Origin of the sequence: Nitrosospira sp. NRS527, assembly GCF_018406445.1 — a bacterium.
GTDB classification, from domain to species: Bacteria; Pseudomonadota; Gammaproteobacteria; order Burkholderiales; family Nitrosomonadaceae; genus Nitrosospira; species Nitrosospira briensis.
On record NZ_AP024515.1, the window covers coordinates 2,581,592 to 2,604,599 of the forward strand.

The 23,008-nt window shown below is 52.2% G+C and carries 13 protein-coding genes; 4 read left to right on the plus strand and 9 right to left on the minus strand.

The window, feature by feature from the left end; genetic code table 11:
* Positions 1–116: 116 nt before the first annotated feature.
* The 4 genes from KJS40_RS11620 to KJS40_RS11635 all read right to left on the minus strand — a co-directional run bounded on the left by KJS40_RS11620 (position 117) and on the right by KJS40_RS11635 (position 7,999).
* Positions 117–1,007, minus strand: a complete 891-nt coding sequence (locus tag KJS40_RS11620; protein WP_213537918.1) for a diguanylate cyclase — start codon at positions 1,005–1,007, stop codon at positions 117–119.
* Positions 1,004–4,345 carry a response regulator gene (locus KJS40_RS11625; protein ID WP_213537920.1) on the minus strand — a complete coding sequence of 1,114 codons (3,342 nt, stop codon included), beginning with the start codon at positions 4,343–4,345 and terminating at the stop codon, positions 1,004–1,006. Before KJS40_RS11625 ends, KJS40_RS11620 begins: the two co-directional genes overlap by 4 nt.
* Before the next feature lie 529 nt (positions 4,346–4,874).
* Positions 4,875–6,728, minus strand: coding sequence for a S9 family peptidase (locus KJS40_RS11630; RefSeq protein WP_213537922.1), 1,854 nt, complete (start codon positions 6,726–6,728; stop codon positions 4,875–4,877).
* A gap of 257 nt (positions 6,729–6,985) precedes the next feature.
* Positions 6,986–7,999: a methyltransferase gene (locus KJS40_RS11635; protein WP_213537924.1), complete on the minus strand. Its 1,014-nt coding sequence runs from the start codon at positions 7,997–7,999 to the stop codon at positions 6,986–6,988.
* 236 nt (positions 8,000–8,235) lie between these two features.
* On the opposite strand from KJS40_RS11635, the gene KJS40_RS15495 reads away from it, so the two are divergent.
* Positions 8,236–8,361 carry a hypothetical protein gene (locus KJS40_RS15495; RefSeq protein ID WP_280520235.1) on the plus strand — a complete coding sequence of 42 codons (126 nt, stop codon included), beginning with the start codon at positions 8,236–8,238 and terminating at the stop codon, positions 8,359–8,361.
* 30 nt (positions 8,362–8,391) lie between these two features.
* On the opposite strand, the gene KJS40_RS11640 is transcribed toward KJS40_RS15495, so the two are convergent.
* Both KJS40_RS11640 and KJS40_RS11645 read right to left on the minus strand, forming a co-directional pair.
* Complete coding sequence (locus KJS40_RS11640) at positions 8,392–8,694, minus strand: hypothetical protein (RefSeq protein ID WP_213537926.1); 303 nt, start codon at positions 8,692–8,694, stop codon at positions 8,392–8,394.
* 550 nt (positions 8,695–9,244) lie between these two features.
* On the minus strand, positions 9,245–9,445 hold the full coding sequence (locus KJS40_RS11645; protein WP_025041936.1) for a hypothetical protein: 201 nt from the start codon (positions 9,443–9,445) through the stop codon (positions 9,245–9,247).
* A 473-nt stretch (positions 9,446–9,918) separates the two neighbouring features.
* Between KJS40_RS11645 and KJS40_RS11650 the strand changes: the two genes are divergently transcribed.
* Entirely contained in the window at positions 9,919–11,106 is a 1,188-nt protein-coding gene (locus tag KJS40_RS11650; protein ID WP_213537928.1) for an ATP-grasp domain-containing protein, read from the plus strand.
* Positions 11,107–11,141: 35 nt separating this feature from the next.
* Here the strand turns inward: KJS40_RS11650 and KJS40_RS11655 are convergent, their stop codons facing one another.
* Entirely contained in the window at positions 11,142–12,371 is a 1,230-nt protein-coding gene (locus KJS40_RS11655) for a glycosyltransferase family 4 protein (protein WP_213537930.1), read from the minus strand.
* A 772-nt stretch (positions 12,372–13,143) separates the two neighbouring features.
* Between KJS40_RS11655 and KJS40_RS11660 the strand changes: the two genes are divergently transcribed.
* Both KJS40_RS11660 and KJS40_RS11665 read left to right on the plus strand, forming a co-directional pair.
* Positions 13,144–14,865 carry a di-heme-cytochrome C peroxidase gene (locus tag KJS40_RS11660; RefSeq protein ID WP_213537932.1) on the plus strand — a complete coding sequence of 574 codons (1,722 nt, stop codon included), beginning with the start codon at positions 13,144–13,146 and terminating at the stop codon, positions 14,863–14,865.
* 973 nt (positions 14,866–15,838) lie between these two features.
* Positions 15,839–16,675 carry a tyrosine-type recombinase/integrase gene (locus KJS40_RS11665; RefSeq protein ID WP_213537934.1) on the plus strand — a complete coding sequence of 279 codons (837 nt, stop codon included), beginning with the start codon at positions 15,839–15,841 and terminating at the stop codon, positions 16,673–16,675.
* A gap of 370 nt (positions 16,676–17,045) precedes the next feature.
* Here the strand turns inward: KJS40_RS11665 and KJS40_RS11670 are convergent, their stop codons facing one another.
* Both KJS40_RS11670 and KJS40_RS11675 read right to left on the minus strand, forming a co-directional pair.
* Entirely contained in the window at positions 17,046–19,781 is a 2,736-nt protein-coding gene (locus KJS40_RS11670) for a DEAD/DEAH box helicase (protein ID WP_213537936.1), read from the minus strand.
* A complete protein-coding gene (locus tag KJS40_RS11675; RefSeq protein ID WP_213537938.1) occupies positions 19,778–22,252 on the minus strand; it encodes a dynamin family protein in 2,475 nt (824 codons plus the stop codon). Before KJS40_RS11675 ends, KJS40_RS11670 begins: the two co-directional genes overlap by 4 nt.
* Positions 22,253–23,008 lie beyond the last annotated feature (756 nt).

The window sequence follows — 23,008 nt, forward strand, 5'->3', positions numbered from 1 at the left end:
AGAATAGGTATCTAATTGAATGATTGTGCAAGCGGTAGGGGGCGTCAACAAAAGTCCGCGGAACCGTTTGACGATTATCGGCTGCACGTTCACTTCATTGATGGGCTGGACCTTGATCAAACCTTCCGAGTTGACGTTTCAACCCGATTACGGCCCGCCTTTTTTGCTCTATAAAGCGCCTCATCGGCGACCGAAATGAGCATGCCTGCATCTTCGCATTGTCCATAGCCCGTAGCGACGCCCAAGCTCACAGTCATGGGGATTTTTCCGAACCGGCTATTAACAGGCTCTGCGCTGATAGAACGACAGATTCTTTCGGCGAGGGCTTCAGCCTGGCTCCCGTCACAACCCGATGTTGTGATGAGAAACTCTTCACCTCCATAGCGCCCGATGCGGTCATAACCATGCAATGCGAGTCCCATGCGCCGGGCTGCCTCTTGCAATACCTCGTCGCCTGCCGGATGCCCATAAGTATCGTTGACTCGCTTGAAGTGATCGAGGTCCGCTACGATAACGCTTGTGCAGGCACCTTGGCGCGGTCCCCGTTCCAGCTCCTTTTGCAGATAAGCCATGATTGCGCCTCGATTCCATACGCCGGTCAGATGGTCATGCGTTGCCTGGATATGCAGCCTGTTGTGTAAGCCCAATATCCGTTCGGCGACCCGCAGCCGGGCTGCCAGCTGTTCTTCATCGAATGGTTTGGTAATGAAATCATCGGCGCCTGCGTCCATGCCTTCAAGATAGCTGCCTTTGCTGTCCAGCGACGTAAGAAGAATAACGTAGGTATATTGCAGGCCGGGTTCTCCACGAATCATCCTGCACAACTGCAAACCATCAATATGCGGCATCATCCAATCAGATATGAGTAGAGAATACTCGCCCTGTTGCCAGGCTTTCCAAGCCTCGTGCCCATCCTCTACAGCCACTACGGTATGCCCTAATTTTCTGAGGGTAGCGCTGAACAAAAGGCGTGAGGTGGTATCGTCTTCCGCAATGAGTATCTTCATGATGGATCCGTACCCGACAACGGCAGGCAATTTATGCCAGACTTCGCAATCTCGCTCTTGACACGTTCAAATTCGCCTTCGATTTGTTCTATCAAAACCGCAGCTCCGCTCATGCTGTCCGCTTTACCCAAGAGTTCCAGTTGTTGAGCGATATCTGCCATGTGATGTGCACCGATATTCGCACTGGCACCTTTGAGAGCGTGGGCGATCTTGCGCAGAAGTTCAGGATCATCTCCATCGAGAGCATTTTGAAGCTTGTTGAGGCGTTCAGCCCCATCGCTCAGGAACGACGCGAATATCTGCCCGATCAGCGATGGCTCCGTCGCTTCTGCCAATGCGCGCAAACGGGCAATGACTGCCGGGTTCAATGCGGAGGGGATGTCCGAGAGAGATGAGGAGACCGGAAATGGAGGGTAGCCAGGTGAATTAGCGTTGCCCGCCTTTTCATCACTCCTTGTTATGTGCTCTTGGGCTTCACAACTATGTTGCAGTTCTTTACTGGGTACCCAACGTGTCAATGCCGCGGCAAAATCCTCCTGCATTACCGGTTTACTAATGTAATCGTCCATGCCTGCGAGCAGGCACCGCTCTTTATCGCCATGCATTGCCTGCGCCGTTACCGCAACGATGGGGAGCCTCGATTTAAGGTCGGGCCGGCGACGAATCGCAGCAGTGGCTTCAAAACCATCCATCTCGGGCATTTCACAATCCATAAATACGATATGATAAAAAAATGCATCTACCATCTGCATTGCTTCCCGACCACTGGCAGTGACATCTACATTACAGCCCAGATTCCGCAGCATCATTGCTCCGACAATCTGGTTAGTAGCGTTGTCCTCTGCAAGCAGCACGCGCGTACCAGTAAATGGACGCTCCAGATTGTGGGCCGACTGTGTCTCACGGGTTTCAGGGAGAGAAGACTGGCTACTGATGAGGTTTACAGACCGCTGGTGACAGTGTGCGTCCCAGATGCTCACCAGGGTCGACAATAGTTCTGATTGCCGCGCCGGCTTGACCAGATAGGCCGCAAAACCGACCCTCTTGAGCCGCTCCCTGATGTCGCCTTCTTGTCCCAGTGAACTGAGCATCACCAATTGTATGTTGTGGAGCAATGGATCCGCTTTAATGATTTGACCCAGCATTTCTCCGTCCATCTCCGGCATTTGATAATCAAGGATCGCGATCTGATACGGATCGCCTGCAACATGAGCTTCGCGCAACGCTCGGAGTGCTTCCACACCTGATACGCAACTCCCGATGCGCATCTTCCAGACGCGGAGTTGCTCTTGCAGCACCAAACGGTTAGCTGAGTTATCGTCCACGATCAACACACGAACACGTGCAAGCTCAACATGCGGTCTCGTATCGACCGGCTGCTCTCTCTGTAAAGGCAGGCGCAGAGTAAACCAGAAGGTCGATCCAATGCCAACCCGGCTCTTCGCAGCGATGGTGCCGCCCATCAACTTAACCAATTGCTTGCTGATAGCCAAACCCAGACCGGTACCTCCGTAACGTCGTGTAGTGGTGTTATCGGCCTGCGTGAATTTGTCGAACAGGCTCTCCAGTTTATCTGCCGCGATTCCGAGTCCGCTATCCTCCACGCTTATACGGAGCGAGACCTCGTCTTCGTCGAGTGCGTCGGCCTCTACATTGATGAGTACGTGACCCTTGTCAGTAAACTTGATGGCATTGTTGGCCAAATTAGTCAGTATTTGACGGATACGCCCCAGATCGCCAAATACATAGCGCGGCACATCCGGCGGGTAACGCACTATTACATTTACATCTTTCTTCCTTGTCGGCTGCATGGCAATCATACCCGCCACCTCTTCAATAGCCTGAAGCAGGTCAAATGGGGCAGGCAAAATAACAAGTTTTCCTGCCTCGATCTTTGAAAAATCAAGAACGTCATTGATGATGGTCAGGAGTGTCTCGCCGCTGGCACGTGCCAACCCTGCCAACTCGCGCTGTGACGCCGTTAGTGATGTATTCAAAAGCAGGCCGACGGTGCCGAGCACGCCATTCATGGGCGTGCGGATTTCATGACTCATATTTGCGAGAAACTCGCTCTTGGCACGGTTCGCCGCCTCCGCTGCTTTTCGGGCTTTCTGCAACTCTATCTCAATATTTTTCCTCGCTGTAATATCTTGGCCCGAAAAGTAGAATTCCCGAACATCCTGTATTGCCGCCACGTTCCATAAAACCCAGCGGGAGGAACCATCCTTGCAGCACATCTGGCTTTCAAAGGAAACGGGAATGCCGGTCATGAGCTTATCCAGCTCTGCCGTAGTATCCGCACGTGAACTGGGGAAGACGAAGTCTATGAACGGCCGGGACAGCAGTTCCTCCGGTGAATAGCCAAAAATTTTGGCCCAGGCTATGTTCAATCGTTTGAGGTAACCATCGAAGTCGCAGATGGCAAGAAAGTTGAGAGATTGATTAAAGTAACGGTCTCGTTCAGTTTGAGCGGCAGTAAAGGCACGGGAAAGATTGCCGATCTCGTCATTTGAGTCAACCCGGAACTGAACGGCTTGGTCCACGTCTTTGATATTCCGCGTCTCATCTTCGAGCTGCACGAGATTTTGTACTTTTCGCCGCACAACCCGATACGAAACAGCGAGCCAAACCATGAAAAAGGCGAGTGTGAGAAAGACGGCATAAATATAGAGGGTAGAACGGCGCTCGGCCGCAACTACGGCACGGAGCGTGCGCTCGTCGAACAGCTCATAAAATTCGTTCACCAACCGCATGATCCCGGCCTTTGCAACATGATAGCTTTCATCATACAAGAGGCGGCGGGCCAACTCGGGATCAGGTGTGCCCTTCACATTAAACTGGCCGGCCGGATCCTGAAACAGCCCTTTCATCGCACCAAATGCCTCGCGCTCCGGCTCCATCAACAGGCGTGAACTGTTTTGGGCTTTCTCGAGCTTTGCAAGCTCCGCCGCCGTGAATCCGAGCGCTTCCATTCTCGATCTCAGTGAGAGCTTGCGCCCAGGACCCGGTCGGAAGCCCGAATCACCAATCATGAGGTCCCAGTAACCGCGCTCATAGTGCGGCGGGCGCTCGTGGCCGCCGTCGCGGATCGCAATTATATCCAGGTACATTCGCTCAAACTTCGGGTTGCCGGTGGCCACGTAGGCACGAGCCATGCTCGTCAGGTCGTCGGAAGACCGGCGCAACTCATCCGCGGCAAGGAAGGAAGCGTAGCGAACATTCAGGGCATCATCCAGTTTCCGGTGCTCCAGGAAGCGAAGCGCCATAAATAAGGTAAGAAGGGAGATAAGCACCCCTGTCACGAAGTAAAATATGTAACTCATTTTCCGAATTGTCATTGATCTCCTTCCGTTTTGCTCTGGCTCCATCGGGCTGCTGCGGCGCGTGGACTTGTAATCTAAAGTGGTTATTAACGGATGTCTAATTCAAATCCTGTGCAGATTTGCGCGGACGGGAGCAAATACGGCTGATTTCTCGGATGGCATCCTAACCGTGACGTGAGAACAGCCTGCAACGGTTATATGCTTAGGCGCTATACCCAACCTGAATATGGCGACTGATGGCATCGCTGGCCGCCAACTATTTATCGCAATGCGGGCAAAAACCGGCTTATCGAAGTCGTGGCGGAGGAGATTTAGCCTGATATCACTGGGTACGTGACCGAACTCAAAGGCGAGTTGGCCAGTCTCGCGGGGGCGAAAATACTCGCGTTGCGGGTTGCCGGAAAATCTCAGGCTGAACGGTCAACGGAATAATCTTGAGCTGGACATTATAAACTCCAAGGGCGAGGTTTGCACTTGAACTGATCATACGGCGCAACGCGCTTCGCTTATTGGGCCAGTCCCAGGCGGAGCCCGGTTATATCGTCTATTCTCCGTCTTTCGCCACATCATTACCTTTCAGGTACTTGTCCAGAAACTCCCGTATACGGCGGTTGGCCTCGATCTGATTCTTCTTCTTGGTGAAGCTGTGGCCTTCATCCGGAAAAACGATATATTCCACCGGAACATTATTTTTTTTGACGGCTTCCACGATCTCATCGCTCTCTGCTTTGACCACGCGAGGATCGTTGGCACCCTGGATAACCATTAAGGGCTTTCTTATCTCCCTGGCGTGAAAAAGCGGTGAGGTGGCGACGAGGATATCGATGTCATTCACAGGATCACCGATTTCATCATAAATCGCTTTACGGACCGATTCCCAGTAGAGCGGTATGCTTGCCAGCGTTCGCAACCAGTTGCTCACTCCAAAAATATCAATGCCCACTTTAAAAGCCTCGGGGCGAAACGCCAAAGCGGAAAGCGTCATATAACCGCCATAGCTGGCGCCCATGATGCCGATGCGCTCATGGTCAATGTAGCCGAGGCTGGCCAGGAAAGTCTTGGCCTCTATGCAATCCCAGAGGGGCTCACGCCCATGCTTGCGATTAGCTGCGGTAAAAAAGGTTTTGCCATATCCCGAGCTGCCGCGGTTGTTGATACCCAGCACGGCATAGCCGTGGTTCACGAGGTATTGGATCTGCGCGTTATATCCCCGCATCGTTTGCCCACCCGGACCGCCATGGACATAAATAATGGCGGGCACTTTGTTTGTCGCGGAGGCTTCGTGCGGCTTGTAATAAATAGACGGTATGACCATTCCGTCGAAAGACCTGAAACGGACCACCTGCGCATCCACCAAGTCCAAAGGGTCAATTTCCTTGCTTAAGCTCTGGGTAAGCTGCTGAAACTGCTTCGTATTATTGAAATCGTGAACGAACAGGTTATCGGGAGAGCGATCCCCATTCACGTAGAACGCCATGCGGGCGCCACTCTGCGAAAAGACGACGCCCCGAATTTCTCCCTCAGGCAGTGACGGGAGAGCCAAGGGTTTCTCTTCCTCCGCGGCGCCCTCACCCGTCACAATCTTCACAATCCGAACCACCACACTGCCGTCCTGATTGATTGCGGTAACCCGAAACCGTCCATTCCTGGAGAAATAGGTATTGATCACATTCCAATCAGCGCTTTCATGATCTTTGACCACTCTGGTGGTCAAGTCATAGGTACACAGACGCTTGAATTCGCTTCCCTCATTGGTGAGAAAAAATAGTTTTTGCGAAGCCGGGTCGAAAGTCTCGGCTTGCAAGCTGATGGCGCCCTCATGAGGGGTCAGGTGTTTTATCTGCTGCCGGGTGGCATCGAACAGGTAAATATCGCTATCGGATGTAGTATGGGCCCTGTTCAGTGCAATCCATCGCTCATCGCGGCTGATGGGGCCAAGGTCGAATCCTTCCTCGTTCCTGTATATTAAAACGCGGGCATAAGTCCGGGCGTCATACCGGTACAGATCGAAGAACCTGGGATCACGCTCATTGCTGGAAACAAAAAACGCGCTTCCATCCGGCCTCCACCCCATGAATTGCGCCTTGAGCCCATCTCCCGGCGTCAGATCTTTTTCCGAGCCGTCTGGAGCCAGCAGAAAAAGATGATAATTCTCGTCGCCGCCTTTGTCCCTGGTAAATAATACCCGATCATCGTGGGGGAAAAAGCTGACGGAAAATGTACTGTCTGATGCGGACCGGGTCAGAGGCTCTGGCGTGCCTCCCTCTACCGGCAGCGTATAAGCGTTGAAAATACCCGATGCATTGCTGCTGAAAAGAATACGCTTCTCGTCAGCGCTGAACGAGGCGCCCGCTATAGAAATAGTCGCCATGAATTGCTCAATGGTATAGCGTTTCATGTAAGGATAGGCCTCATTGATGGGTATGCCGGCGTTCTTGAGAACATGGCAGCGTAAAATTTTGTCGGAAAAATGAAGCAGGCCCGATTTGCGTCAATGCAAGAACTTTACAGGATATGCATCAGCGTTTTTGCGCTTTCGCGCCGATAGCAGCGCGGAAGAGGCCGTGTCGAAAATAAATATAAATAATTTTCGGATAGAGTATCTTATAGTAATGATGAAGGCCGACCGATATGGCGGCGCCCGGCGATAACCGTTTACTTGATCCCGATCACCATCGAGTCTGCCCCGGCCAGCGGCTCTACACGCATGGTGGAAAAGCCGGCTTCCTGCATCCATCCTTTGCAATCGGCGCCCGTGTAATCGAAGCCTCCCGGTGTCTCCAGCAGCATGTTCAGGCTCATCATTAATCCAAATGCGTTCTTTGAACGGTCATCGTCGATGATCGACTCATAAACGATGAGCGCGCCGCCTGCGGGAATCGCATCGTACGCCTTGCGGATGAGCATTTTTTTTGTGGGCAGGTCCCAGTCATGCAGGATATGCCCCATCAGCACGACGTCTGCCTTGGGCAGGTCATCCTTAAAAAAATCACCGGATATGAACACGACCCGGTCCGCGACACCCGTCGCCACGACATACTGCTGAAAGACCGGTTCAACTTCCGTCCGGTCGAATCCCAGGCCGCGTAAGTGAGGGTTCGCAAGCGCAATCTGCACAGCGAGGTCTCCCTGGGCGGTACCGATATCGACGAAGGTCTGGTACCTTTGCCAGGGGAAAGCGCTCGCGATGACCGTATTAGACGCATGGCTGACGCCGGTCATGGCCGTAAGAAATTCCCTCAAGCCCGCAGCGTCGCCATAAAGGGTCTCGAAGAGATCCGCTTCATTATTCTTGCATTCGTTTTGCGGTTTGCCAGTGCGGAGCGCTTCGGTCAGGTTATTCCAGATCGGATAGAGGCGGCGATTTGCCATCTCGAGGATGCCGCCGATGTACGAGAGTTTCTTCCGGTCGAGATACAGATCGGTCTCCGGCGTATTGCTATAACGATCGCCCTCCCGCTTCAGGAAGCCGAGTGCCACCAGCGTATCAAGGAAATCACGCGACGCGCGAGGATGCAGGCCCAGCCGTTTTTGAAGTGGATCAAGGCTCATCGGACCTTGCGCCAGTTCCGTAAAAACCCCTATCTCGACAGCACAGAGTAAAGTTTTGGATGGCCAGAAGGCCATGCCGGTCTGCAAAATATTTTCGGGAGTAAGCTGCTTTTCCATTGATTCTCCAGACGGGGAAACGACGATTACCGGGAAGCTAAAGCCTTTCAGATTGGCTGCGCTTCAACTGCACCTGCGAGTCTTGTTACGTTACCTCGGCCATCGGACTTTTTTATGTTCGCACCAACACATCCGGCTAACCATGAGTACCAACGCTGAAACCCGATAGTTCAATTGCGATAGCTCAATTGCCAAGGTGCGATAAGTTAAACCCAGATAATCCATTAGGACGCGAGATGATGGCGAGGCAGGTTGCGAGACAGTTTTGCCGGTTGGGTGAAGTCCATAGCCTGGTCTATGGACGCCGCGCAGGTAGCGAAAATGGCCGCAAACTAACCGCCAGCACTCGGGTAGGCTCGTAGAGCCGCCTAATGAATTATCTGGGTTAAATGTCAGGTAGCATCCTTACATTTTATTTCCCATAAAAGCTCCCTGGTTCCAGATTCCGCTTCTGGTTGCAAAATAACAGGCGTTTGCTCATTGATGAGTATGTATTGTGATTTACAAATTTTGTTAGCACGGTTCGTCAATGTTCTGATTGCCCAATCCCGGCTTATTTGGCAAGGTTTATAATTAGTCTTGATGAAATAGTGCATCCCATCATTTAATTTCTTTGAAGTCTGCTCATACTCGGGTGAGCTAGCACAACCCGCAAACAAAGAAACCACCCCCAAAACAACTGCGACACGTTTCATATTTCTCCTTTCAGAATTTAACCTAAATCCGGTAGTTGGACGGGGTGAAGTGTACGGTTTTTGGGGTGCAGGGCAAGGCGCAACGACGCGGAATGCGACCGCGCAGGGCTGAGCAGTGCCTTCCGCAGGAAGGTGCGACCCCGAAGCGGGATGCGAGCGCCCCCGTGCGTGTGGAACGCGATCGCGGCATCCCCTGCGCTGCCCGATCCCCGCTGCGCGGGGCCCCTCGGGCGACGCTTCGGGGCGCCGTTCCATTCCAAGAAGTTGCAACGCAGCCATGTGCCGCAAAAACCGTACACTTCACCCCGTAGCGCCCTCACCCGGAAGGCGAGCGTCAAATAATATGAAATATTGTTATTAATCATGACACTGATCTATTAAATGAGCGGTTAACTACCGGATTTAGGTTTGATAACCCGGCTCATAGTCCTGCTGGCGCTCCCGGTCATATTCCCGCTCATGGCGTTCGGCTTCCCTGGACCGACACTCATTTTGCTGGCGGTCGCTCAGTCGACTCATTGAACCGATAATAGATTTCCCACCGATCATACTATTCGAGAAGCTCGCGCCATGTTGCGTGTGGACGAGGCTTGTAATCGTTAAGATCGTGCGACCGGTCGGGATAGTCAACCTTGAGTCTTTCTGCCGCCAGGTCGATTGCTTCATCCAGCCATTGTGCCATAACAGTGATTGGACCGGCCGGGGCCTCGGATGGGTCGATCGGATGAAATGTGATCTTGTATTCGCGCATCATTATCTCCTTATTTAGCGTCGCTAATTCATGATAGCGATAGAAATTCAAATATCAATCTCTAATACCGATCGCCGCAAGGGTTTTCGCTTCAACCTGAATCCGGCAGTTGGGCGAAGTGGAATGAGCAGGTTCAAGCCTCGGTGGGCCGCAGGCATCATGAACCTGAAGCGTGAGAAGTTGGAAAAATTGTCCCAATGCCAAGCATCAATACTGCAGTGATATTTTCTTTGAGTTACCGCTATCTCTTACTCCAATATTGTGAATTGTTGAGCTTTTCGTGAGGGCCAGGTGCAGGTGCATTTTTACTGAGAATAGGGCTAAAAAAAATAGCTGTAGGAACATACAGCTTGTCAGGATCAAATGAAAGATTAGAATCGCCAGCCAGCCTTGATGTTCCGCTGCTTGCTTCTGGACACCCGGATACCGAGAGCCTGATCTAACCCCCTTTACACGCAATTGATAGTAAAAGAATGCATAAGCTCGAGGTACTTTTAATTGGCGGATACTGGCCCGAACTGATGATGACGGCGCTTGGTTTATTGACACGGGCTGGGTTTACCGTGGATGTGATTTCGACAAATGCTTTTTTTAAAAAAAATAGATCGATACGAGATTATTTCCTTGCGGAAAAAGATGATCTCGTGAAAATTGCCTCGGAAAAGATAAAAAAAGAATACACATTAGTCGTTATCGCAGATGATCCCACATTAGGAAAAATATTAAATTCCAACCTGTCCGATAAAGAAAAATTAGCGTTGCTTCCAGTTTCGTCGGATAAGCACTTTGCTCATATTTTTTCTAAAATTGGCTTGTCCCAGGCTTTTAAAAGAAGTGGGCTGCTTACGCCTGATTTCCGGATCGCCAATGATGAACATGAGCTGAAAAATGCTGTAAGAGAATTAGGTCATCCTGTCGTTATCAAGCTCGATTCATCTTCGGGCGGCGCGGGAGTATTTGAAAGTTCACGCGCTGACGAGTTCGGGAATTTGATAACCAGCATAAAGACCTATCCCGTCCTGGTGCAAAAGAAGATAAAAGGCGTCGAAGTAAGCATGGAGGCTTTTTATCAAAATGCCAAGCTTATTCATTTTGCCTGCTCGATACCGGAAAAATATAAATACAAATTCGGACCCACCTCAGTCAGGCGGTATGTACAACTTTCTCAATTGGACGAAAAGGTTTTTGAGGATCTCAGGTTACTGGGGAGGGCATTGGGCGCCGATGGTTTCGTAAACATCAGTTCCATCTGGTCCGATCTGGATCAAAAGCTATATTTTTTCGAGGCCGATATGAGACCGAATTTGTGGATCAATCACTCGCGCTACTTCGGCGATGATCCAGCCAAAGCGATTAATAGCTATTTTTCCACATGGGAAATCCTTAAGTCCCCTTATCCTTTTAACCCCGATTACCCGGAACAGATCCTGCTATCGCATCCTTTAAGAATAAGCTGGGGCGATTTGATCTTGAACCATCATCAGGTCTGGCGGCACCTTCCAGAGAACTTCTTATATTTAATGTTGCGCTACCGCTTCTGGGCATGGGTGACAGACGCTATGGCCAAACAATATAAGCGTTTATTGCCCAAACCATACCGGGCACTCGTTAAAAAACATCTTTCGTCAATTAAATATTCATTTTCAAGCGGGCCAGGGTAGAAATAATCCCGCCCGACTGTTTTCCATGTTTGGGATCAATCCCGACCGGATGTGCCTGACTGGATTTTTGTCTCCGCTACGGCATCCGGAATTTTATTCTGCGGCAAACGCGTGACTTTGGCGCCAGAGCGGTTTGAAGCCACCTCTGACAGTATCTCAAGAACCTCCCGTGCATATCGTTCCTGCGTAAACCTGTTCTCTGCCCATTGTTGTGCAGCGCGCCCGATGCCGAGGCTCGCCTTCGGGTTATCGTGCAGGAACTGTATTCGTTCAGCCAGTTCTTTTACATTTTCCCATTCATAGAGAAGGCCCGTCTTGCCGTGCTGGATGATCTCCGCTGTTGCCCCCCTTGCGCTGCCTATGACGGGCTTTCCCGCAAGCATCGCTTCCACAGCCACCCGACCGAAGGCCTCCCACCGGGAACACACAAGCACGACATCGGCGTTGCGTATGAGGGACATCGGATCTTCGGCATAGCCGTAAAATTTTATCCGTTGCGTGACACCGAGGGCCATTGCCTGCTGCACCAGTTCCGCGCGGTAGCGTTTCCCATCGTCCCCCACCAGCAACAAATGAACATTGATGTTCTTGCGGACCAACTCCGCAAGCGCAGAGATTGCCTGGTGCTGGCCTTTCCACCGATGCAGGGAGCCGATGATAACGCACTGGAAGAATATTCGATCCATGACTATGCCGGTTGAGTTCCCGGTATCGAAACATGGGGTAACCGACTGGTAAATTACGCGGATCTTGTCCACATTACGGAGATGTTTGTAATCATCCCCAACAGATTGGGAAGTGACAATAATTGCATCGGACAAACGATCCATGAGATACGAGACAGCAAGTTCGCCCAGATCGAATTCCTGGCTGGGATTATGACGCAAGGACTCGTGAGAGTGCCAAACGTGCGGCAGGCGTAGAAGTCGCGCGGCGAACGCGCCGACCCCGGTTACCACCGTATTGGTGTAGACAACGTCCGCATTCCAATTTTTGATTACCTGGGCCACCCGGATACTCATGAATGCTGTTTTCAGGAGGCGCATCACACGATATGGAAGCGCCCTTGGGCGAGACATCCAGACAGGATAACCGACGATTCGCCATTCAATGTTCAGGCGGTCAAGCTCGTCCAGAAGCGGTCCCTTCTTGGGAACCAGTACCAGGACCTCGATACCTGAATGAAGAAGTCCCTGCAGCAGTTCGAGCAAAGCCAATTCCGCGCCGTACCGCCCGGCGGAATGAGAAATGAAACATACGCGCATTGATGAGTTCCCTTGAGCCCAGACGAAGTGCCGAAGTGTCGGCAGCCCAGCCATCGATAAATTGAGAATACGTGGCCGACAACCTTTTTTAGGCGGCAGTTATTTATTAGGCACGAGAATTGCAGATAAAAACAGCTGTAAGAAATTACAGGTGGGAGCGGCGGAAAGGTTTAACTCTAAATATGACGTGTCGCCGGAAGCAAGAGGCAGCAAGACGCTGATCCACATTCCGGTGAAGCGTAGATCGGGCTGCCTTGTAACAACTTAACCCATACAGAAGTGTACCTAAAGCTTGGATAGCAAGAAGAAACCCTTTCTTCTCTGCTGATTACCCCTGTTTCACCTATTCCATACTTCTTTCAATCTCTTTAAGTTCTGATTCCAGATCAGCCAGGGCAGCACATGCGGCTGGACCCTCAAACCTTCCACCGGCGACAGCATTTTCCAGTTTCCCTCCGTTAAGGAGGCGGTGACAAGCCCCTACGCCCTCGTGGCGAGGGAGTCGAAAATCAATAATTAATAAGAGCGCACTGCGCAATTGTACCGCCAGGCATCAACTGACCTGTATTCCGGGGCGACCCGGCATCCAAGTCAGCTTGATCCATTCAACCGGGAGGTTTCCGAAATTCGTCGATAACTTGTGACTCTCGCTCATAAGGATTAGGTGTTGGCGTACACGTTGACACTCAAATCTTTCATGCAACGTGAGGCAGCAGGAACGCGACGGATCCATGAGATATCCCGATTCATTAATCAAGAGGGGAGATAAATCTTGAAAATCAAAGTTCTATCCTGTATTGGCAGCATTCTATCCACCTTGGCCTTGCTCGTGCCCCCGGCTTTAACCGCCGCCGAACCCGTGCTCATGGACCAAGGCACGAAATGGACAGCCTCAGATCGAAAGGATTTCTATAGTCGTGACCAAGGGTCACGCATCATGCCGTTGCGCTGGATCTCCGCACTGAAGCAGCCAAACGGCCAGCCATTCATGGCTGAAAGCCTTGGCCGATACGGCTACCTGCCCAATAAAACCAGTAAGCCCGCAGGACTACCTATTGGATTTACCGTTGCCAGTGGAAGCGAAGAACAGGAAATTGGCATGAATTGTTCCGCCTGCCATACCCGCCAAATTGAGGTTGACGGCACCGCATATCTGATCGACGGTGGGCCGGGAATCATCGATTTCCAGAGTTTCCTGGCTGACCTCGATGTCGCCGTGAACGCCATCCTGACAAATAAACAGGCGTTCACGGATTTCGCGCACGCTGTACTGGGTCCGTCGGCGACCTCAAAGGACAAGGAGACGTTGCGAGCGGCAGTGAAGGCCTGGTATTTGCCCTATCACACGTTGATTGGACGTTCACTTCCTGACCAGCCCTGGGGGCCGGCGCGACTCGACGCCGTATCGATGATCTTCAACCGGCTCGCCGGCCTCGATATTGGTTCTTCGCCTACTCGCATGATCCCGGAGAACATTCAGCCAGCCATCGCGCCGGTACGCTATCCGTTCCTCTGGAATGCCGCAATTCAGGACAAGACCCAGTGGCCTGGTTTCTCCAGCAATGGCAACGATATTCTTGGCCTTGCCAGAAATCTTGGAGAAGTTTATGGCGTATTTGGGATTTTTCGTCCAAAGAAAGATGCGTGGCATCTGCTCGGAATCGACTACCTCCACAAAAACTCGGCTGAATTTCAGGGGTTGGGCGCATTGGAAGATTTGGTAAAAAAAATAGGCCCTCCCAAATGGATATGGAAGGTAGATCAGGCACTTGCCGATAAAGGCAAGGAGATCTTTGTACGCAATACTGCACAGGGTGGCTGCGCCGATTGCCATAGCATCAAACCGGGGCAAACCCGATTTCCCAACCAAAAAACCTGGGCCACGCCCGTGATGGATGTCGGTACGGATTCCAGGGAGTACGAGGTTCTCGGTCGGACCGTCAAGACGGGTGTGCTTGACGGCGCAAAAATTCCGCTTCTCGCCAAGCCGCTAAAGCCCGTCGATACTGCCTTCAATGTTCTGAGCACGGCCGTCCTCGGCTCCATCCTTCAGCACTACGTTCCCGTTCTTATGAAAACCGAAGACGAAGCTCGGATGAAGGGTGCACAGTCTCCTTTTCCACCGGAAACAGAATCTCTTCGCGATGCGTTCATGGCGCCCGTAACGGTTGCCGCCGCACCGTCCTATGCGTATGAATCGCGCGTCCTCGAGGGCATCTGGGCTGCTGCTCCCTATCTTCATAATGGATCAGTTCCCACGCTGGCGGAGTTGCTGAAACCGGCGGCTGAACGGGTGAGTTCCTTCAAGATCGGTCCGGCTTACGATACAGTTAATGTAGGCCTTGCCATTGAACAGACCAAGTTCGACTATACGCTGGCGACTACGGATTGCAGTGATCGGAATTCCGGCAACAGCCGCTGTGGCCATGAATTTGGTACTACACTTTCGGCTGACGAGAAAAAGGCATTGCTGGAGTACCTCAAAACGCTTTAATCGAGCCATATCAAATGCTGCTTCTTCGATATCGAAGAAGCAGTTCCCAGGCATCAAACCGAAGCTGTTCAGCTCAAGGGAGAAAGGCAGGAATTACTCGGTCCTGCCATCCCCTTGAATCGGCCTTGGTATGCACAATTTTCAGCGAATATTATAAACCCTATTCGCCACATCGCTTCCAAGGTCAACGGTAGATAGATTGGCGCAAAAGGCAGTTCCTGTCATGCTGACAAGACGGCTGTCTGCGTGGTTCAAAACCAAGCTCGTGGTCGATCCCACGGCGCGGGCCGACTCAGGTTGTAAAGCACTCATCCCGGAAAAAATTGGGGGGTTTTATGGTGGGTGGAAAAAAAAGAGGGTGTCTTTCATATTGATACCGTAAGATACTGAACAAAGTTTATCCAGTAAGCCAATATTAAGTTACCACGTTTGTTACCACGCTTTGCGTCTGCATACCCATCCTCATCATTCTCCACGAGGGTCTACTTTCGTTTATTTCCACGGCATTCGCCGCAAAGTTGAAAACCCGTTTGCGAGTCAGGGCATATAGCGAAATATTCACGCAGATTGGGCGATAATGTTGCGGTCGGCTAGGAACAGGATTCTTGGTCGCCGCGTAGGCCCGCCTTCAATCTTCCAGTCCCTCGGGTTCCAGCGGTTGTTAAATAGCTACCATGCAATCTGAAAAGCAATAAAGGTCTTTCCAGTACCGTGGCCAGCGTCAGCAATATCCGCTTATCGGCCCTATTCATTCCGGTCGTTCCTCTACCACTCCAAAACGACCCCATCCTCCGATATTGAGGTGCTCTTCCCATACCGATATTTCGACTCGGGAGCGCATGAGCCGTCTGCGCAGATCACGGATCTCTTTCGCTAGGATTATGTATTGCTGTGGCCACGGGTTCCCCTCCGCTGGAAGTACGACAACTTTCCCGCCACACCGGATTGTCAATATCGCGTCCCTAAAGGAAAATTGAACGAGGGTTTCATCACCCAGTGGCTGAAGAATATCCCTCAGAGTCTTCAGTGCCAAACGAAGCCAATCGCGCTGCGTGCCGCCTATGCGCTTGCGTTGAATGCAGAACTTGATGCGAGTGTGTCCAGTGAATTTCTGCCGTTTAGAGTTCAATCCAATCCTGTGGCGTCAACGGGGAGCCTATCCCACTACAACAACGCACGCGAGCAGACATTGACAGAAGAAGAGTTGCATACCTACTGGCGGCGGCTTGATAAACTCAAGTCAGAACCGATACGCGCGGCTTTAAAGCTCGCGCTGCTCCTTGGCGGACAGCGGGGGACGCAGTTATTGAGACTGCAAAGAGCCGATGTGGACCTCCAGGGCGGGAAAATGCGACTATATGACGGCAAAGGTCGGCGTAAAAGACCACGTGTTCATGAACTGCCATTGACAGAGGAAGCTGTGGTCATCCTCCAGCCGATGGTCCAACGGGCTGAAGTGCTAGGCTGTAACTGGATTTTCACTTCTAATGGAACAGTACCAATCGTGCCCGATACGCTTGCGGCAACCGTGAGCAAAATAGCTGAGGAAATGGTAGCAGGCCATGAGACCCGATTCTCGTTTATACCCTCGGACATTCGCCGTACAGTTGAAACACTATTGGCCAGTAAGGGTATTTCGCGGGATATTCGCGCCCAGATTCAGTCTCATGGGCTATCTGGAGTGCAAGTCCGCCACTATGACAAGCATGATTACCGTGATGAAAAACGCCGCGTATTAGAATTCTTAGCGGCTTTACTTCACGGCAGGCATGAGGCGAACGTAGTCCCGCTACACAGTCAAGTCGCTTGACCACTAGCGGGGGTCACTACTGAATACATCGTTTAAGTCTTTGCTTGTCATCGGAATCAGACCCTTACCGATTGTTGTTACCCGATAGTTACCCCTTCGCAAGACGAGCATCTTCTACAATATTACTCTGCTCTTAGACAATTTTATGCCGATCACCAAAGTTCAGGCGGCTTTCAACAGCAGCAAATAGGTCTTGGCTAATCAGCTCTGGTTGCTCCTGCTTGGAAATTAAGCAGGGTACGTGAATTACCTAGTCAAAATCCAACCGCTACAAATGGCTTTATCTGGTTAGTTTTAGACCGGCGTCAACACTACTTGCACTAAAGCGAGTCGAGACGGCAATTAGGCATCGCATGACAGAAAAATGCAATCATTTGACAAGGATTACCGTCGCGAGTGGCCAAATACAATGCCGGATGCCACTCGCGACCTCTCGTTCATTCGGAACGCGCAGCTCCGACGCCAATTCCCGCTCGATCTGATCAAGCCGAGTGTAAGCCACGTCCGCAGGCCAATCACGGACGCGTTGAGCGCGAAGCAAGCCGCGTATAACTTCCGCCCGAATCTCCGGACGTAGCTCACTCGTCGCACCTTTTCTGTCCACCGAAAAGACATGGATCGATAGGCCGGATTCTGAGGCGGCCCCGCCTTCAAACCTTACCGATTGCCGAAGCAACGCAATAAGGAATTCTACGTCTGGAACTATTTGGTCCAGCTCTTTCGAGTTTCTTACCACCACAAAGCCCGCGTCGCGGTCAAATATGAATACGATCCGGAGCGCAGCAACAATCTCTTCAAGGTTGAGTCCGAGCGCGTAAGCCCTATCTCCATTTTTTGTCTCGACCGGCAAGCCGCCAGTGTCACCGCAGACGAATGACTTTCCATTGAGCGTTATAGCAGGTAAAGTCTCGTGCACGGACTCGATCTCGTCATTCCTAAACTCGAATACCGATAGGCTGACGTCGTCACTCGGATCAGCACCGCCGAATTTGACGAGGAAATTTCCAAGATCTGCCCAAGTCGCTTGGCCTTGGTCAAGAGCTCGAATGCGATCAGCCTCGTGGCGATAAGCATTGTCGAAGTCGTTCCACGACCGGAATCCCTCGGTGACCAACCGTCCGATTTCATTGGACTCGAAAGTTCCAAGCAGGCCAAGGCGCGCCCCACCGATGATATCCTCCAACTCCTTTGGAGGAACCAGAGACATTACTCGGCTAAACAAGAGTTCGAATTGATCAGGCGCTAGTTGGCTTGCAATCACGGCCAGCTTCTCACGAGCGATACGATACATATCAACTTCACGGCTGCCAGCGGCAACCACGGTATCAACAACGATCGTCTTGCGACTTCCGAAACGGTGAACGCGCCCAACACGTTGCTCAAGCTCCATGGGGTTCCACGGCACATCGAGGTGAACCAGGCGTCGGGCACGCTGCATATTCAGGCCCTCGCCACCGGCGCGCGACGAGACTAAAAATCTGGGGCCTTGATTAGATTGGAAGGCTCGCACCTGCTCAAGACGATCTTCATCGGACTGATTCCCGATAATTAGTGCTGGTTTTTCACCATACCGGCGTTCAAGGAACGCGGCGACAACCGCCACGGTCTCCACCGGCTGTGCGAAGAGCACAATCTTTTCGCCGTCAGCAGCGTCAACAATCCGGCAGAGTGCTTCCCATTTGGCGTGTCCTGCCTCGGAGCCGAGCAGTCCAACACCTCCATTCAGCAGCGCGCCAAGCAGCATTGGATCAGGTGACCAGACTTCCTCCTCAAACTCCTCCGAGTCGGACAGCGTATCGTCAACGTCCCCCTGGCGTCCAATCTGCTTCTCTAGTCGTGCGTAGAGAGCATCCAATGATTCATTGATTGCGCCTCCACGATAAGGGCGGAGAACTCCGATAGCGGACGCAAGTTCCTTCCGCGCCAACGTCCATCCCAGTCGTCGCATCGACAATCGAACGAGAAACCCGAGTCCAGCTTGTACGCTCGAGGCAGCCCACTGAAGTGCTTGTCCCTTCGCCCAGCCTGCGGCTCGGCTCCTGAAACCGGTTTCTGACGGAGTGTCGTATAAGGCCGATATGCCGGCATACCAACGTTCGTACGTTGCGCCAAGCTGCACTACAGTGGGCAGACGAATCTCCCGCGCGGGAAATAGTGGCTGGTTGCGCCAATCCCGAACCCGATCCTTCGTCCTGAAAATTACGCGTCCTTTTGCACCGGCCAGCGATTTGCTGTCGTCTGCCAATAAGCGCATGAGGTTCTTGAACCGCGACTCGCTCCCCTGATGTGGAGTACCGCTCATCAGGATCAACCGACCCTCCGGCCTCTGCGCCTTGACCAGTTGGCTGACTAGCTTGAACGCCTGATTGGGCTTGCCACCAGACGGCCCCCAATCAGAGAGGTGGTGACATTCGTCGACAATCAGGACATCCCAAGGGCCACTTTTTGCCACCATTCCCAGGTTATCTCCAAAGACCGCCTTGTTGATGCTGGCGACGACCAGACGATCTGAATCTAGACGAGCGTCGCCGGCACTGCCCGCTACCCACTGGCGGGCATCAAGGTCCAACTTATCTCGCAGCTCGTTGGTCACGTTGCTCACCAATCTTGCAGGAGCAAGGTAGAGCACTCGGATTGACGGTTCTTGATCCAGCAAGCGGCGGATGAGCAGTCCCGCTTCAATGGTCTTTCCCAATCCCACCTCGTCGCCGATCATGACGCGCCTGAGATTGGGTTGGGTGAGGATGTGCTGCACCAAGCTGACCTGATGCATGAGCGTCGCCGCCTTGTGTGCATCAAGGCGCCTCTGCGGGTCCTCCGCAGCGAGAAATCCAGCGTACAGACGAGCAAGCGAACGCGCCGTCATCGATAGCAAGCTATCGCCATCTGCTTTCGTGCTTGGGGGGTGAACAGTTGCTCGTACCGGATTGACCCGCCGCTTGTCAACGTTGGTTTCGACGAGCCCTGCCCCGAGGGCATGGCCATTCAAGCGTCGTGGCGGGCCCACAAGGTCATACGACTCAAAGCCAAAGTCGCTAACTGTTCTCAGGACGGATCGGACAATGCCGTTGTAATTGACCAGCATAGAAGTTGTGGTTTCTTTCATGCGAACTCGGCTACTCGCTTTGGAAGCTCGACTGGGCACTTGCCGAGTACCTCGTCGAGCTCGGCGAGGATTCGATTACGCTTTTGAGCATCCGAACGCTTGATGCGCTTTTCATGTCGTTCGACGATCAGGTCCGCAGTCTCCTCGATCGGGCTTCCCCACTGCTCGAAGGCCGTGTGAATCTCAGCCCTTACTTGGGCAAAGTTCGACTGAAGAATCGTTATCGCAGGAACTTGCGCCGAAATGGTTGCCTGATTCGCGAGTTTCCGGAACAACTCCATAATCCGATTCTTGACGCCCGGACCGATGTCCTCACCATTATCGACGAATTTTTCGCAAGCCCCTCTGATTGGCTTGCGCATAGCGTCGTTGAGCTTGGCCTTGACGATTTCCCTCAACTCATCGACCGCTTCCTTACCCACCTGCTTCATCTGCGCAGCCTGAGAAGCGATGCGCGTCTTCTGGTTTTCGAGAAGCGCGGCGTTGACCTGCGCACCGCCGTTCTCGTTTGCCCAAAAACAGATTTCTTCAACCATCGTTGCAATGTCGGTCGAAAAGTCTGACGTTCTTGTCCGAATATCACGAAGGAGCTTTTGGCCCCAAACGGCTGCCATCGGCTCCTGAAAATAATTCGAAATATCGTCGGGTAGATTGATTGCGCGGCTGCCATAGAAGCATCCTCCTCTTCGCACCGCGGCACGGAGCGTGGCCCAATGGGCGCCTTGCAAACTCCGCAGATAGTTGTTTACTTCCGTTTCGGCCACTCCTCTTGCCTCAATGACCAATCCCGCGATTTTAGCTTGGACGGTTTCATCAAGGAATTCGCGAAAGGCACCGACGCGGCGGTCGTACTCCTTCCTCTTGGGGTCAAGGATTTCCTCGAGCGCGCTCGCCAGCTTTTCCGCTTCGTCGGCCGCACGGCTCCGCTCACGCCACTGCCCCTCAACGATATACAGTTCGTTGAGCAGGGTATTCGAGAACCGTTCGTAAACATCGTGAATACGGGTCCGGCGGTTTTCCTTTTCCCGGGTTGCGAGCGTGACCAAACTTTCCTGCAGTTGCGGCAGTCCGGTTTGGTCCTCCGTCTGCAAGAACGCTCTATCTTCCTCATCATCCAGTAAAAGTTTGCGGAGCTCCGGAGCTGATACGGGGTGAATTTCTAAAGATGTCAAAATTGCCGCCCGCGCTTGCTCGCGCGCAGTTTGAACGGACTCGTTGTCTGAATCTCCGATTTGGCTGAGCTGGTCTGCAATCTGACTGCGCATGCGGGGCTTGAATTCCTCCGTCAAGCGAGCAAAAATTTCCCGTTTCTTCGGCTTGGTCCCATCGTCTCTGGGAGACATGTTTCGCCACTCTTCGGCCGCGACATCATCGACCTTGGTCACCGCTATGAGCATAGAGCAGGGATCACTCTGAGGGTCATCCGCGGCGCCCACCAGCCGATCCCAATATCCGCTTGAGCGAAGCAAATCAACAGTGGATTCAGTTGGCCCAGCACGGTCAACGACAATGACGACAGCCCGTGCTTTTTCGCGAACATAGTGTTTAGTCACATCGCGGTATGAATCTTGGGCGATGCCGACTCCGGGCAAATCAACCAATATCACCCCGGACTCGAGAACTTTGGAAGGCCACCCCACTTCGATACGCTCGATCAACGGAGAAAGAAAGCCGGCCGCATGGTCCTTCATATCGTCGAGGAAGGCGCGCTGGTCATCTTCTTGTTTCCGTGCGTACGTTCGACTTTCCTTCGTGAGCTTTAACACCTGTTTGATACGCTCTATTCGCTTCATGTCTTCAGCGTCGATGAAAGACAGCCAGCGCGGCTCTATGTCACAGGCGAGACGAAGTGCGTCAACCAGATAGTGCAGGGGCTTATCGCTGAATTGATTCCCCGTGACAATCTGCTTCGCTTGCTTGATATTAGCCTCAAGCGGATCGTGATTCGGTACGCCAGACTCGATTGGCGCGGTATGTTGGGCCGCTGCAACCGCTTCCCTCCGGGCCTCATCGTCAAGACCTTCTTGAAGATCGCTTCCAAGATCAAATTGTGCCGCGTCATCACCCTGGGCTACTTGCCCCTTTTTCGTTGCCTTCTGTTGGTGCGTCAAACGTGACTCGAGTGCAAAGGCAACTTGCCACAAATACTTTCTTGCGTGGTAAGTGACCTTGAACGAAGGGAGGGAACTGTAGTGAACTTCGGTCGCCTGCGCCGTTAGCGGCCCAATTCCGCCGGCTGGGAGGACTTGGTTTGCACCGGCAGCCAAGGCATTGAGCAAAGTACTCTTGCCAATGCCCGAGTTTCCGAGAAAGCAGACCGTAACCTCGTCGCTTTCTGAAAGCAATCGCCTTAGACGGGCCTGGTCGTTCTCAAGCGCGGCGATGCGATCCTTCGCGTTTCGCTCAAAAAATGGCCGGACAATATGCTCAAACCAGTCCAACAATTCTTGTTCTTTTTCTATTGCTTTCACACTACCTCCCTGTATCCAATCAGATTTTTTGCGCCAATTACGGTAAAGCTATAAGTTACTTTCTTGTCCCACTGCGACCATTCGCCTCCCATTGATACCCCTAGCTGATGCGGGCTAACTGACGGTACTAGAAACGTTCGCGGCCTCCCGCCACATCGGCATCTGCGATGCGATTTTATCTAACTCAGCAGTATTTTACAGTGTACTGAGGTACACCAGAGAATCAGTATGGGTATTAAGGTTTGAGAATGAATGAGACTTAACCGGGCAAGGGATGCTAGCGGCCGGGCTTGCGGTACGAACTAGGGCAGGCGATATGGGGGAAGGAGGCGTCGTAAGAAATGGAGCTAACTAGGATAGCACCAGACATGTCTTAGTTCGAGATGGCGCCGGGACGTCTGTTATGTGTGCGTGTTCAAAACTGGAAAAAGTTAATCTTGGGAATAGAAGTGAGTTTAAGGGACTTCTTTAACCAAGATAAAACAATCATCAACAACCTCGGAATCGATGCGACCGACGCAAGGATTTTCAGTATTCGAGTCAGAATATCTGTGCGCTTCTATATTGTTCTCAATAGGTTGATTTTTCGACATTCTTCTGTTTAACGTTCAGGCATCAGTTCTCTTAGATTCTCGCGAAATGTGTAATTTTCGTTGCTCAATTACACAGGAATTACACAGACATTTTCAATCCAGTCACGAGTCCCGTCCCGCTCGTATCATATGATGGGTAACCCTTGAGTGCTGTGAGTGGCTA